General features: G+C 54.2%; 15 protein-coding genes. 8 read left to right on the plus strand and 7 right to left on the minus strand.

The features are described from left to right. Positions 1 to 227: 227 nt before the first annotated feature. The 5 genes from DIE16_RS32320 (at position 228) to DIE16_RS32340 (ending at position 4,714) form a co-directional block, all read left to right on the plus strand. Positions 228 to 872, plus strand: a complete 645-nt coding sequence (locus DIE16_RS32320; protein ID WP_124894141.1) for a hypothetical protein — start codon at positions 228 to 230, stop codon at positions 870 to 872. 145 nt (positions 873 to 1,017) lie between these two features. After that, complete coding sequence (locus DIE16_RS32325; protein WP_124894142.1) at positions 1,018 to 2,097, plus strand: hypothetical protein; 1,080 nt, start codon at positions 1,018 to 1,020, stop codon at positions 2,095 to 2,097. A gap of 227 nt (positions 2,098 to 2,324) precedes the next feature. After that, a complete protein-coding gene (locus DIE16_RS32330) occupies positions 2,325 to 2,762 on the plus strand; it encodes a hypothetical protein (RefSeq protein WP_124894143.1) in 438 nt (145 codons plus the stop codon). A 450-nt stretch (positions 2,763 to 3,212) separates the two neighbouring features. Further along, positions 3,213 to 3,614, plus strand: a complete 402-nt coding sequence (locus DIE16_RS32335) for a hypothetical protein (RefSeq protein WP_260434498.1) — start codon at positions 3,213 to 3,215, stop codon at positions 3,612 to 3,614. 113 nt (positions 3,615 to 3,727) lie between these two features. After that, entirely contained in the window at positions 3,728 to 4,714 is a 987-nt protein-coding gene (locus DIE16_RS32340) for a GlxA family transcriptional regulator (RefSeq protein ID WP_124894145.1), read from the plus strand. Positions 4,715 to 4,945: 231 nt separating this feature from the next. Here the strand turns inward: DIE16_RS32340 and DIE16_RS32345 are convergent, their stop codons facing one another. Next, positions 4,946 to 5,563 (minus strand): hypothetical protein, encoded by a 618-nt coding sequence (locus DIE16_RS32345; protein WP_124894146.1) that lies wholly within the window; start codon positions 5,561 to 5,563, stop codon positions 4,946 to 4,948. Positions 5,564 to 5,655: 92 nt separating this feature from the next. Here DIE16_RS32345 and DIE16_RS32350 point away from each other — a divergent pair, with 92 nt between their 5' ends. Beyond that, entirely contained in the window at positions 5,656 to 6,003 is a 348-nt protein-coding gene (locus tag DIE16_RS32350) for a winged helix-turn-helix domain-containing protein (RefSeq protein ID WP_124894147.1), read from the plus strand. 43 nt (positions 6,004 to 6,046) lie between these two features. Here DIE16_RS32350 and DIE16_RS32355 read toward each other — a convergent pair whose 3' ends face one another. The 3 genes from DIE16_RS32355 to DIE16_RS32365 form a co-directional block, all read right to left on the minus strand. Further along, positions 6,047 to 7,174: a porin gene (locus DIE16_RS32355; protein ID WP_124894148.1), complete on the minus strand. Its 1,128-nt coding sequence runs from the start codon at positions 7,172 to 7,174 to the stop codon at positions 6,047 to 6,049. 222 nt (positions 7,175 to 7,396) lie between these two features. Next, positions 7,397 to 7,963 (minus strand): site-specific integrase, encoded by a 567-nt coding sequence (locus DIE16_RS32360; protein WP_124894149.1) that lies wholly within the window; start codon positions 7,961 to 7,963, stop codon positions 7,397 to 7,399. A 479-nt stretch (positions 7,964 to 8,442) separates the two neighbouring features. Then, positions 8,443 to 8,763: a hypothetical protein gene (locus tag DIE16_RS32365; RefSeq protein WP_260434499.1), complete on the minus strand. Its 321-nt coding sequence runs from the start codon at positions 8,761 to 8,763 to the stop codon at positions 8,443 to 8,445. 285 nt (positions 8,764 to 9,048) lie between these two features. Between DIE16_RS32365 and DIE16_RS32370 the strand changes: the two genes are divergently transcribed. Continuing rightward, positions 9,049 to 9,495, plus strand: coding sequence for a DUF6641 family protein (locus DIE16_RS32370; RefSeq protein ID WP_124894150.1), 447 nt, complete (start codon positions 9,049 to 9,051; stop codon positions 9,493 to 9,495). A 142-nt stretch (positions 9,496 to 9,637) separates the two neighbouring features. On the opposite strand, the gene DIE16_RS32375 is transcribed toward DIE16_RS32370, so the two are convergent. Continuing rightward, complete coding sequence (locus DIE16_RS32375; protein ID WP_124894151.1) at positions 9,638 to 10,543, minus strand: hypothetical protein; 906 nt, start codon at positions 10,541 to 10,543, stop codon at positions 9,638 to 9,640. Positions 10,544 to 10,673: 130 nt separating this feature from the next. After that, positions 10,674 to 11,813, minus strand: a complete 1,140-nt coding sequence (locus DIE16_RS32380; RefSeq protein ID WP_124894152.1) for a DUF3800 domain-containing protein — start codon at positions 11,811 to 11,813, stop codon at positions 10,674 to 10,676. Between the two features lie 126 nt (positions 11,814 to 11,939). On the opposite strand from DIE16_RS32380, the gene DIE16_RS32385 reads away from it, so the two are divergent. Continuing rightward, positions 11,940 to 12,125, plus strand: coding sequence for a hypothetical protein (locus tag DIE16_RS32385; protein ID WP_124894153.1), 186 nt, complete (start codon positions 11,940 to 11,942; stop codon positions 12,123 to 12,125). A gap of 142 nt (positions 12,126 to 12,267) precedes the next feature. Here the strand turns inward: DIE16_RS32385 and DIE16_RS32390 are convergent, their stop codons facing one another. Further along, entirely contained in the window at positions 12,268 to 13,266 is a 999-nt protein-coding gene (locus DIE16_RS32390) for a site-specific integrase (protein ID WP_221625290.1), read from the minus strand. Positions 13,267 to 13,273: the final 7 nt, after the last annotated feature.

The following is a 13,273-nucleotide window of genomic DNA, read 5'->3' on the forward strand; positions in this document are numbered from 1 at the left end:
GGGCGTGAGTACCGAAAGACCAAGCCTTGCGCGTCGCTGATTGCTTGCAACTGTCGGTGTGACCGACAATTTGTGCTACGGCCTACCGGAAGAGCCGCCAAGCATCTGGCGGCTTGGCTTCGCACCGGAGCGTGCTGAAGTCGGCAAATGCGCCAAAATGCCATCCTCACAGCAAAACACATAGCGACGCTTACACGTCTGAAATCTCGCTTTTCCACGAAGACAACATGACTGCCCACCGACCCGATAGCAGAAAACTCGGAACACCCCTTACCGGCTGCCAGTCGATTGAATCGATGTGCGAGCGAATCACGGAAGAGCTAGTGAAGCTGTATTGCTTGCTGCAACCCGGTAAGTCGCCTAAAGATTTCGTCGCCGAGGTCATGAATCCGATTGCGAACTCCACCATTGAAGAACCCGCCAAGATTGCAGTCGCGAGGCGTGACGGACATTTGAAGCTGGTCACGCATTACGTGGATGCCATAGTGCAGTCGTGCTCCTACGTCGCGCTTGCCCTTCGTGCCGAAGAAGACGGCAACCGCGACCTTGGATGGTCGCATGCCGCGAGCGCACAGTATTTCCTTGGCCGTATCGAGGCCCTCTTGATTTTGGAACCGGCGCTAGCCCATGCGAACACCGTGCGAGGCAAGTCCGGCGCGACAAAACGCGATGAGAAGTTTGGGCCACTTCGAGCACTTGCGAGAGATCTCGCAGCAAGAAGATATTACCCAAGCAAGCGCAACGCAGCCTTGTCCATCAAGCCGGAGATTCTGGCGGCAGCGAAAGTGCAGAACGTCGTTCTCTCTGAGATGCAAGCTGAGCGCACTATCACTGGCTGGCTCGACGGTATGCCGTTTGGTAGCGAACAGTGAGCGATTTGCCTGCAAACGGTTAACCACTTGCAGGCAAGTATCGCACGCTCGGTAGCACGCGGGCTATTTTGCACTTCAGCTCCTGATTAAAGTTCGTTTTGTCGATTCACTGATCGACATTACCCAACTTCAAAAGGATCCGAATATGAGCAACACATCGCAAGTCTCCGCTACCAGCAAGCAAGCCCGATCGGCACGTAATCCGTTTAGCTTTGATTTCGAGCCCAAGTTTTCGTTTTCCGCGGCGAAGACTGGCCCGGTGATCATCAATTTCCAAGACGCCGCTCGGCAGGCGGGCACTCTGAAAGGAGAATTGTCGGTTGATGCGACATCTGCTCCCGAAACGCCGCAAAATGAACCTTTGACGCAGCAACCGGCGCAATCTCACACGGCAGCTCAGGCGGCCACCCCCGCTTCTGACAAGTGCGCACGCGAATCTTTCGATGAGGAGACGGTCCTTCCGCTCCTCCGGACCGACGTCGCCGTAGTCCGCAAAGCAGGTGAGGAACTTGAGACGGAGAAAACCGAATACCACAACAAGACCCAAGAGCTCGCGATCAAGGCCCTGGCTAAAATCCTCGGCCTCCGTCACAAGTATTTTAATCCCATCGCAGACGATACCGTCTCGATCGATACGCTCAAGGATGGGCTTTATAAACAGTGCGAACGCAAGCGGAAGTCGGAGGCCACTCACGAATTTCACCTCTTTTCGATGATCTTGCGGAAAAAGGATCGCAAGCAGGCGTCAGCGGATACAAAAGTTTTGAAACGCGCACACAATGAAGGCCAGACCGAGGAAACTTTCGCAGATTGGGTGAAAAGAAATGGCGGTCTGAGCGCCATCGTCAAAGAGGTCAACACGGACGAATGCAATATGCAGAAAGCGAAGGAGCAGCGAAAGCAGGCTCAACGGACAGCCAAAGGCAAAGTAAAAGCGCTCGTCGATGCCGCCAAGGAAGCATCATGGACGCACGTCGGAAGCTATAGTCGAGACGCGTTGCCGGAATCCATGATCGACTTGATTCCTAGTGCTGGAACCTGGATTCCGATCGCGATCAAGTATGATGGTCAGAAAGTGATTTTCTACAGACCTCAAAAGGACTCGAACTACAACGAACTGTATCGTCACAAGATCGAAGACGTTGAGCCGGAAAGCGATGTCGCCACGGACGATGTAGCGGGCGAGAACTCCTCGGCCGAGGCCGGCGAATCGGTTACGTCTTGATCCCACTGTGGGAATTGTCGGCCCAACAGACAATTCCCAAGCACCGCCGATACGCTCGCGAGCCGACTGAAACAGTCGGCACCGGTGCGCGGACTAGCGCACCCTCGACGGCAGGTTTCTTCTTGATGATATGTCACCCAGTAGCTATCTTCCGCATGTCAATGCGCACGGCATCAGCATATTTATATCCGCGCATAAAAATAGACTCGACGGTTGAGATAGTGAAAATGTTTGCGATTACTCGTTTCCATAATTTCATGTCCCTTTATCACGGGCGGTATGCAACCGCTCTCGCAAAGACGCTGAATACGTCCGCATTCGCAGCAAAGGCACTCGACATTGGGTTGTCCACCGGTGAAATTTCACTCGACAAACTGCATTTGCTGCTCGGTTGCAGTCGCGGTCAGGCAATGGGCGCCGCGTTCGACTTGCAGGAGCAGGGACTGGCCAAGGACATCGAATCCACGAAAAATCAGAACAGCGAATACGTCCTCGTGCCCATCGACAAACGATGCGAAGCAGCCAGGCTGTATCGCGCGACGCTCGAGCACCTTAGCCGCGACATGGGTCTGTACGATGTTCTTGAACGTACACTGCCAGCCTTGCAGGCGATTTTCTTGGAAGCACTCGCCGCGTTGGAGTCTGCGCCAATGAGGCGGAAGTAGCCAAAGCGACCGCGTCAGAGAGAGAGATCTGCACGGCTCGACGGCTCCCGACAAAATTTCATATCCTAGGCTCGCCAGCCCAAGTGCCGAGTGTTTGAGCGCTCAAGGTGATAGCAGCGAACACTTCTTGACACATGACTGGAAAATTAACGCTTCCCTGGGCTTGCGCGTACAATTGCACTTTGTTATAGTTTTTATAACGACATGCATGTGGCAATGCCGTTATGCTAGGGGTAGTGATCTGTCGCCCTGTCCTCGACAATGCCAAAAGTCGAGTGCTCTTGCAATAGTCTTTTGAGACATCAAGTTCAGCGTGAACAGACGCTGCTTGATCGACCAGATCGTTATGAATTTTAGATCGATGTCGATGCTTTACGGCCTGACATCGCCATACCAACGTTTGACGAACAACAGTCAGGTATGTTTGCGATCACACGTTTCCATAACTTCATGTCAGTGTACCAAGGCCGGTATGTAAAGGCCTTTGGCAAAGCGCTGAATACTTCGGTGTTCGCGGCCGGTGCGCTTGAGATTGCATTGGCAACAGGTGCAATCTCACTCGATAAACTACATCTATTACTTGGGTGCAGTCGAGGACAGGCTGTCGGTGCCGCGCTCGACCTCCAAGAATTGGGACTGGTCAGAGACATCGAGTCCACCAGGAATCGATCTAATGAATTTTTCTTGGTGCCCATCGACAAGAAGTGCGAAGCCGCCCGACTGTACCGGGCAAAGCTTGAGCAACTAGCTCAAGAGAAAGGCGTCTATGACAGCCTTGAGCGAGTCCTGCCTGCGCTGCAGTCGATTTTCATGGAATCGTTAGCCGCACTGGAAGAACAGCAGGTCGCCTGATTTGCAATCCAAAATAATCCTCTTACTCTTAGTCGAGCGCGCGCGTTAGCGTGGTCCGGCCGCGAAGGTGGGTGGAAAAAAAGCGAAAATGCATGCGTTACGGGGAACGTTAGATGGACACAACTCTTGAACTTCCTAAAAGTACCAAAACTCGCCCCTCAAGAGACCTTACCCTAGCCAACACAGTTCACCGCGTAGCTCTCGCGCTATGCAACGGTTTTGAACTGCGACCGGTCACCAACATCATGGAGGCCTTTGATGCCGCCAATGCAGCGATTCGTGACGACCGGCACGATTCTATCTCGTACGACGTGTGTCTTCTTTCTGCCGCTGGAGGTCGTATTTCCAGCTCCTCCTCAATGTTCGTCTGGACGGAAAGAATGGAGACTTACCGATACATAGACAATATCCACACGCTTTTTGTCGTTGGGGGCCCGGGGGTGAGCGACGCGTTGCGCGACAGCCGTCTGATCGCATGGCTACGCCTTGCGTATCCGAAGAGCAGACATGTGATACCGCTTGGAGAGGGTGAGACATTGCTGAAGGCTGCCGGATTCGGACAGGCCACAACCGCGCCGGATCATCGTTCACCTGTCAATATGGACCAAGCATTGAGGAATCTCGCAGGTGCATTTTCCTCTCTGCGAACCACGCCCGCGATCGGCCCGGAAAATCGCGACGAAGATGCGGCTCGCCAGATAACTAGTTGGATGGCTTCGAATTCTTCGACAGGTTCCGGCATGATCGTTCACAGAAGCATATCCGACCGCGTGAGCGAAAAGATTCGCAAATCGGCACGCTGGATCGAAACGAATTACCATCATCCGATATCTATGGACGATGCCGCACAGACGGCCGCCATGAGCCAGCGCAATCTCCTCCGGCGCTTCAAGATGGAACTTGGTGTGACGCCGTCCGAATATTTGCTGTATGTGCGACTTGAAATGTGCCGCCGCCTTCTTATCGGCACGGATCTACCGATCGACAAGATTGCTCGCCGGAGTGGATTCGGCAGTGGCGGACCATTATCAAAGCATTTCCGCAGGCACTTTTCGGTCACACCCACGCAATACCGTGTGCAGAACGCATCGGTGTTTTGAATTGCGCTTCCTCATTGCGTTGACAAATCACTGGCTCCCCGATTCCGCTCGCGGTGCCGCGTGCCGTTCTCTCTCGTGCGAGTTTTATGCGCCCGCCGCTCGTTTCGTCGGCGACACATCAAGAATGCCCTTCATCGCATACAGCATGATCAGCGCGCCAGAAAAATCGCCCACAAACATAGCAAGCGACCGCTCGACAAATTCATAGCAACCCAACGGCAAAGTGCCCGGTCAATTTAACTGATTGTCATAGGCGCTGCTTAGTGCCAACCGGATACTGAACATTCCGTTCGTAAGGTTCGAACGGCTTGGTTGTTTCGGCAACAAGGCCAGAATGCCCTTGATGGTATACAGCATAATCAGTGCACCCGCCAAATCACCCGCGAACATCGTCACGAAACTTTCGCCAATGTTGTGCGTGTCCCCTCGCAAAGCAAACCAGAGGTGATGCAACAGCGGATTCGCAATCGAATAGGCGACAGCCAGAACAAGCAGCCGCTTCGGCGTAAGATTGGTTAGCGTTGCACGCAAATCATAGTACTCCAGTGCAAACCGGTAGACGATATAAGGCGCCAGGGAACCCAGAATAGCACCCGCGATTGCACGAACCGGGTCGTGCGGAAACCAATAGAAGAAGTCCATCAGCAGACCGCCAACCAGCAGGCCAACGAACCCATCAAACCCAACCAGCAACGTGCTCAGAAGCCGGACACCTGACGGAAGATAGATCCAGTTGATGCCTCGGACAAACGACGTATCCGCAAAAACCATTTGATTGATCCACAGCGACAACACGAACGCGACCACCGTGCCTGTTATCGACCAGAAATGTAAACGTAAGCTACCCATAGCTGTATAATCCGCCTATCCGTTTTGATTGGCCGCATCATAGCTCGCCGGAGCGTCGAAGAGCGCCCCACACCTTGAACGGTGCGCAACCCATGAAACGTCCTGCTGACATCTATCTTCGATTCCTGCAACTGACCGAAGCACTGCGTGGCTTGCCCACGCTGCCTGCGCTCGATCCGCTCGAAGAAAGGATCCTCGAATTCGTTGCGCGCACGACGCAAAAAAGCGATCGACTTTCGGTCCGGGACATGATGGCCCACAGCGAGCTTGGCTCGCCCGCGACTCTTCACGCCCGCATCACGTCGATGCGAGAAAAAGGCTGGCTCACACTGAGCGACACCGAAGACGCACGCCGCAAACAGATCGACCTCACACCTGCCGCGCTCAAGCATTTCGACAAGCTTGCCGAAGCTTTCGCCAGAGCAGCAAGGGGCGTCTGACTTCTCCCCAATCGTTGGTTTAACCGACAATTCACGCTTCCGGTCAGAAAAAACTCCGCATTCCTATCGCGACGCCCGTTTGATTCCCACGCCCCGGCAATTCCACACTTGCCGCACCTGTCACCCTGTTGTAATCCACCGTGCAATAAATCTCGGTGCGCTTCGAAAGCTCGTACTCAGCCAGTTCGACCAGGGTATATCGACTGCCGCTTCCCAACGTACCGCTATCCGTCGCAGCGTGACGCATGTGATCGTAATAGAACGCCGTGGACAGCAGCACCGGAGCAGCGACCCGCCACGCAAATCCCGCGAACGGCCCCTCATCGATCCGGTTTGTGTTCTTCAACCGGCTGATGTCTGGAATCGGCCGTTCGGCAAGCAGGGTATCAACAAGGCCCGTATTGTCTTGCGAATGCAGCCAACCAGCGTAAAGCTTTACACGCCGCAGCTCGTACATGAAATCGACGTTGAAGACCGTTTGTCTGTTATTCGAGTTGTCGCGTACCTGCTGGACGCCAGTCGCAACGTTAAGCGGACCATCGGAATACGACGCGAGAAAGCTCACAAGGCTCCCCGCCGTGAAGTGGCCGGGCACCTGACCCGAGAATCCATCGGCGCCGCCTATCTCGTAGTTACTGCCGAACGAATACATCGCACCGACAAACAGCTTGCCGAACTGCCCCGTGTACCTGATTGAGTTGTCGGCAGCCAGCCCTGCCTCAAGCGCATACGGCAACCACGAGTTTTCTGGGTAATTCGCGTATGTCAGCGGGTCATACGTGAAAACGAGCTTGTCGAACAACGGCGTATTCTGACGACCAAGTGTTATTGTTCCGTAAGCACCCGACAGGCCAACATTCGCCGTGCTTCCCAAGAACCGGCCGCTGTCGCTCTGCGCGCCGTCCTGTGGATCGAAGTTGCTTTCGATCTGGAATACAGCCTTGAGGCCCCCGCCCAAATCTTCTGCGCCACGCAACCCTATATGACTGTTGATGATCGCTCCATTCGTCATGAATAGGCGACCGTCGTTCTGAGCATTGTCGTTGGTCAAGTAGCGCAGCGTGATTTCCGTCATGCCGTACAGCGTGACCGAACTTTGGGCCGAAGCGTACTGGCAACCGATCGCGAACGCGACGCCACTGGCAGCGGCGGCGATCCTTCTGTATCTCAACTGCTTCCCCGTCTTGTATCGTCGAACCCGTTTAGGTTGCGGCTTGTGCGCGGCTCCCGCCTGCGGACTGGGAATGATAGCAGGCGCAAGTCCGTTAATCGGACCTGCCGGAGAAGGGACTTTCGTGGTGAAACTTCCATAGCCCAAACTGTCGGGCTGACCGACGACTCGTTGCGCATACGACGCTTCCGCATCGGACGGAAGGACGATCCTACAAGGGTTTCACACTAGATCGACCGCCGCACGTTGCATCTCGTCGTTAACATCGATGTAGGCCTGAGTAGTCGAGATGTTGCGATGCCCGGCGAGTGACATTAGTACCCGCACGCCGACGCCCTTGCTCGCGAGATTCGTGATAAACGAGCGCCGCCCCGAGTGGCTGCTCGCACCGTCGATTCCCACCTGCCTGTAGAGCCAGTGGAAGTACTGGCACAGCGTATTCGCCGAAAACCCAGCCCGTTTCTGCGTAGCGAACAGCGGTTTGTCGGTTGACCGACATTTGAGCGTCGCCACATACGACGCCAGTTCCTTGCGAAGCCGTTGCCCGACAAAGACCGTTCGCGCGTGCCGCCCCTTGGTCTGCTGGGCGAGCAAACGGATCTCGGATTTAATCGAGTTGTCGGCGTTGACTACATCGCCGATACGCAAGGCCGCAACCTCGCCTACACGCATACCGGCCCAGTGCGTCAGTAGCAGCATGGTCCTGTTGCGTGCTGCGTGCCGGTGCAACGAGACGTAGGTGAGCACCTGTTTCAGTTCCTTGTCGGTCAGCGTTTTTGCCTGCGCCATGCGTCGATCTCCCGAAACAAATGAATTTCTTTAGCCGGAGGATGCATTCTTTGGTTACGTGGATCAACAGCAAACAATGAAAAGCGAGAAGTCAGTAGAAACAAGAGCTTGTGCGAAAACAAAAGCTTTTCACTATTTTCTTTGGTTTCGCTCCACTTCAAAATTGATGTGTCGGTTAAACCGACATGTGACGCATCGACGATGCCGTGCTGGTGATGTATGTAATTGAAACTACCAAGGTGAGTCCGCCTACGGACTACCTTCCAGCCCTATCCAAGTGCGTAGTTTGCCCCGTGTCTTACTTCTCATCCGTAGTGAGTTCCTCGTCAGACATATTCCGTAGCTCCTTCGATGGACTTCTTCATGGAATCTATAGCCGTAATAATTCATTAAAGAGCATCGAACTATGCTCTTCGCAATGAAAGCTGCGAGGACGATTACGTCAGCAACGCAGCACGGACCATTTTGCTGGGTATTACTTATTTTTGTCGAACGTCGGGAACATGTGCGTTCCCGTAGTCCACGTTGTCGGCGTTACCCATGCCGACTTCCTTCGTGATGTATGTGAGCCAGTCATCGCCGTACATCATTTGCACGTCGATTTGCTCATTGCCGAAGCTTGTCTTCTGCCATGCGTCACGGATCGCTTCGACTATCTCGTCATGGCTCTTTTCTTCACGAAAATTTCCGAAAGCACAGTGGTAGTGGAGGTGTTTCCCAGTTTCAATGCCCTCGAGCACAGGAATCACGTACAGGCGCTTTGGTCCGTTCCCGTACATGCTGCGATTCAGGCGGTTCATGAAGTGTCGGAAGTTCGCTCTCGCATCCTCTACGGTTAGCTTCTGAAAAGTCTGGCCTCGTTCAGTGTCGATGGTCCGGTACTGCTTCATCGTAAGGGTTACGGCATGCGTCAGACACGACCGATGGCCAAGCATCCAGTCGAGTGTTGCGGTCTTGATATCTGTTTCTTTCACAGACGTATTTATCTGGCCGCGAAGCAACTCGACGTTTAGCGTCAAGATCCTGTTGATTTCAATGACGGACGGCTACATCCTGGACTACGTCAAATACCTCAGGAGTCCAACATGAATACGCTGAACACTCTCAAGCTGACCGCAACGAAGCGTCCCGGTTCGCTGCCCCAAATCGTGCAGCGACGTAACCGCCTGATCGCGAAAATTTGGGAGCAAACGGAACTCGCGAAAGCACAGCAGGCGGGAACGACGTTCGCGCCGACGAAGTTCCGTTCGGTGAAGGACACAGAAACCGGCGAACGCCGTAACGTGGAAGTGACGAAGCGCGTTCGTGCGTGGTGGTGGACTGCCGAAAACGGCAAGGTCTGCATGTCCGTCCGCTACGGCACGAAAACGCTGGAGCTGGCGAAAGGCAAGACGGCTATCGAAGTCGGCACGCTCGCCGACCTGATCCCGACGCTCGACATGCTCAAGGCAGCAGTTGCCGTCGGCGAACTCGATGCGCAAATCGAAGCCGTCAGCGGCCAGATGCGTTCGGGTTTTATTGGTAAACAATGAATGAACTTGCCATCTAGGATGGCAAGCCATCATGCATCGTCGGAAGCTGACGCTAGTTGCTCATCCAGCCTAGTAGCCTGCCAACGGGCCGTTCATCGCAGGCTGATCAAACCGCAAATCCCTTGGAGAGAAATCGTCCAGATTAATTAGTGCGGTCTATTTTAACCTTTTGCGGAGACGCGCTTACGGTTGGTTTGCTGAGTCGGTCCTTGATCTCCATCAAATTGCTCTGCATCGTCTCAAGAAGTCGGCTTTGTTTCGAGAGCTCGCGAACAATCAAGCCTTGCTCATGGACGACATCAGGCGACTCTCCCTTGATAAACACATCTTGTGGTTCGCCGCGTGAAAACACCCAAACCACCAGGGAAAGTAAAAATCCGCTGAAACCGACGCTCAAGCCAAACTTCAAGATCCCCAAAGATACGGACTTGATCTTAGGTATCTGCATCCGTTCATTTATGCCGCAAGGGCGCACGAATCGCAGCCATCCAACCATAAGCTTGTCGAACAACGTGGGTTCGCCATCAAGAGAGGTGCACTGCATATAGGCTATCAAATACTGAAAATGCCTCTGCATGCGACGCTCACCAGTATTGAGGACGCGAGGATCTGGAATCGTGGCAAGTTGAATAAAATCTTCAAGCGGCTTCATTCCTTCACTGGCTGCAGGATGAAGAAAGCAATGAACTCTACCTAGATCGTCCTGCACGTATTCGAGAGTGGCGCCGCGCTCGGCGAGCACTCGCAACCCCCGCGCCATTTTTGAGTCGTACCGCTCTTGAACATCATACGGTCTTTGGCCGAAGAAAATCTCGAGACTACGCTTGTCGAGACCACCGTTGCGACCTCCCGGCGTCACACAAAAACCGTAGATTTCGCCAAAACGGCGAGCGTCTTCGTTACCATTGCACATGTCCGTAAAGCGTGCAAATGCGGAGTCTAGGAAGGCGTGAAAATCCACGTAACGTTGAGCCCGAGGCCCGCGAGGAGGCGGCTTTATAGGGGAGGCAATATCTGGAGAATTCGCTTCGGATTCTTTCTGTGTCATAAATCGGCAGCTTTGAAATGTATAGTTGTAGGCTCATCAGTCGGAGTGGTAGTTCTTGGTGAGGCTATCCAAACGGGCTTATGCCATAACGATAGGTTTAACCTCGAACAACCATACTCCAATGCGGAGTCTAAATCCGGAAGAGCACCGCTGCATCCTCTCCGGGAGCGACCTCCTCGTCTAATTTCAGTTCCAAGACGTCCATAACACGGTCGGCAATTTCATCCTTGTAGTTGCGGTCGCCCTTGAAGTTAAGCCGCCGATTCGCAGCTCCGGCGATCACGTCGGCCAGTTGCACCAACGCGCTGTCTTTGGACGACACAGCGTTGAATCGCTCGTCGAATGTCACGCCTTCGAGATGTGCGCGTTCGATGCCTTCCGTAACGCGATTGCGAATTTCAGTCAGGGCAATCCGGTCGATGGACTGCTCCTCGTCCATCGTTACCGCAACATGGCGCGGCACACCCACACGGCCACTTTCAATTTCGTGACGTAGTCCGCGCACAAGCATGAACTCGTGCAACCGCTGCACGACTTCCTCAATCGGGCGTCGCGAGTTGCGCTTGTTCATCGCGATCAACTTGAAGCTCAGAAACTCTCGATTCGCCGCAACAAGATTCAGGTAGTCGGCTACAGCATCCAGATCACCCTTGCCAAATGCTGAAAAGTGGATTTCCCTTTTGGAGAACTTCGAGCCCCCCTGCCACTCCTTGATAGCCTTGGTCACGTCGTAAACCGCTCGTCCGTTCAACACCCAGACCGACCCGATAATGACATGATCCTCGCCCTTCCCCGTCTCGTCCGAGAACACTTGAAGCGTTTGCCTTGGCGCTTCGTCGTTCAGCACGGCCTCACGCATTTCGTCTTCGCGCCCCTTGCGCCGCCGCCGAACCTTTTCCTCTGCTTGAAACAACTCGTACTCGTTTTGGATTTTCGCGCGCGCACGCACGAGGAACGGCACTCGGTCGAGCTTGAAGAAATCAGCCGGCTTGATGCCCTCCGGGTTATATATTTCGGGTTGAAAGGTTTCCCAGTATTTCAGGGCGAGCGCTACATCGCTGTTCCTGGCCGCAGGATGCAGGTTCAGGATGTGAGCAACGCGAGTCTGCTGGTTCGAGAAGTCGCCGCCCGCCAAGGACGTAATCAGGCTTTCTTTTGCTTTCAGCAGAGCGGCAGCACGTTTGGCTTCTCGGTCCGCGTCTGCAGGCAGAGCGCCGTTTTCACCATTAGCAGGGATGCCGCGCGCATCGTCGGCAAACTGTTCGGCCATTCTCGGTCCGTCACGTCATTTTTTTAAATAGGGTTAAGTTTATCCGACGCGATCCGCCGCAACGACATTGCGTTTCCCGTCACCCATTGACATAAATACCTGCACACAACAATGGAGACACTACCCATGAGATACCACGAAATGCTGCCCCGCTCCGATCTGCATGAAGTCGCTGACCTTGAGAAGCAACGCATTGACGCACAAAAACAGGCGGCCAAGCGCCAGACAGTCGCCGCCAAGCGCGCCGACATCCAGCATAAGATGCAGAAGTTGCAAAAGCAGCTATCTGACCTCAATGCGAAGCCGATCTGATCCACATCTCCAGCTGAAACGTCGGTCCAACCGACGTTACCAGTCCTGGCCCCGGTTCGATTGCGTGCGAACGGGGTCATCGTTCAAAGAAGCCCGTTTTTCATGATTTTCCTTGTGTACGGAATACACAAGTGATCTGGGATCAACCCAGCTTCTTCGCCAGTTCACTGGCCGACGTGTGATAGTAACGCTTCAGCATCTGAACGTTGCTATGTCCTGTTACCGACGCGAGTTCGATCACGTTCGGCAACCTCTTCGCAAGACTGGTTGTCGCCATGTGCCGTAGATCGTGAAAGTGAAAATCCTCGATTCCAGCTCGCTTGCATGCTCGCGGCCACGCGCACAAAACGACGTTCTGGCTGATCGGAATGACACGCTCGTCAACTCGTTCCAGACTTTCCAGAATCGCGAGCGCCGCGCTACTCAATGGAACATAACGGTCCTTGCCGTTTTTCGTCATGGGCAGATAGGCCGTACGCTCCTCGAAATCCACGCACTTCCATTGCAAAGAGAGCAGTTCACCCTGCCGCATTGCTGTCTCCAGTGCAAGCTTCACCAGCGGCACAAGCCACTTGCTCCGCAACTCGTGACGCTCGGCATTTAGCTCAAGCAATAGCCGCTCAAGCTCTGCTGGTTTCAGCATGCGGTTTCGGCCCGGCGGCAATCGGGGTTTCTTAACGAGCTTTGCGGGATTGTTGATGCCGAGTCCCCATTCGCGCTGCGCATGCGTGATAACGGCGCTGATCGTCGCAAGCTCGCGACAGACGCATGCGTTAGACGCGTCATTGAGACGTTGATCGCGGTAATCGGCGAGCACGCTGGTCGTGAGGTTGCGCATGCTGTACTCGGCGATCTTGTGCCGCATCATCTTGCCGATACGGTATTCCTCACTGCGTCGACTGCGTTTTGTCTGCGTGACGGACGCTTTGTAACGCTCTAGCAGCGTGCCGAACGTAATCTCGCTCGTGCCGGCTGGATCAACCCACGTTCCATCATCCAATGCCGTTTCGACAGAGCGAGCCCAAGCCTGACCTTCTGTTCTTGTCGCAAACGACTTGTATTGCGTGGGAATGTAGTGGTCAACTGATCCCGGACACTGCGTTAAGTTTTTCTTCCGCAACCGCCGGCGCCAGTCCGTCATTGAACTG

The sequence above is a fragment of the Burkholderia sp. Bp9090 genome, assembly GCF_003857985.1.
Lineage (GTDB): Bacteria > Pseudomonadota > Gammaproteobacteria > Burkholderiales > Burkholderiaceae > Burkholderia.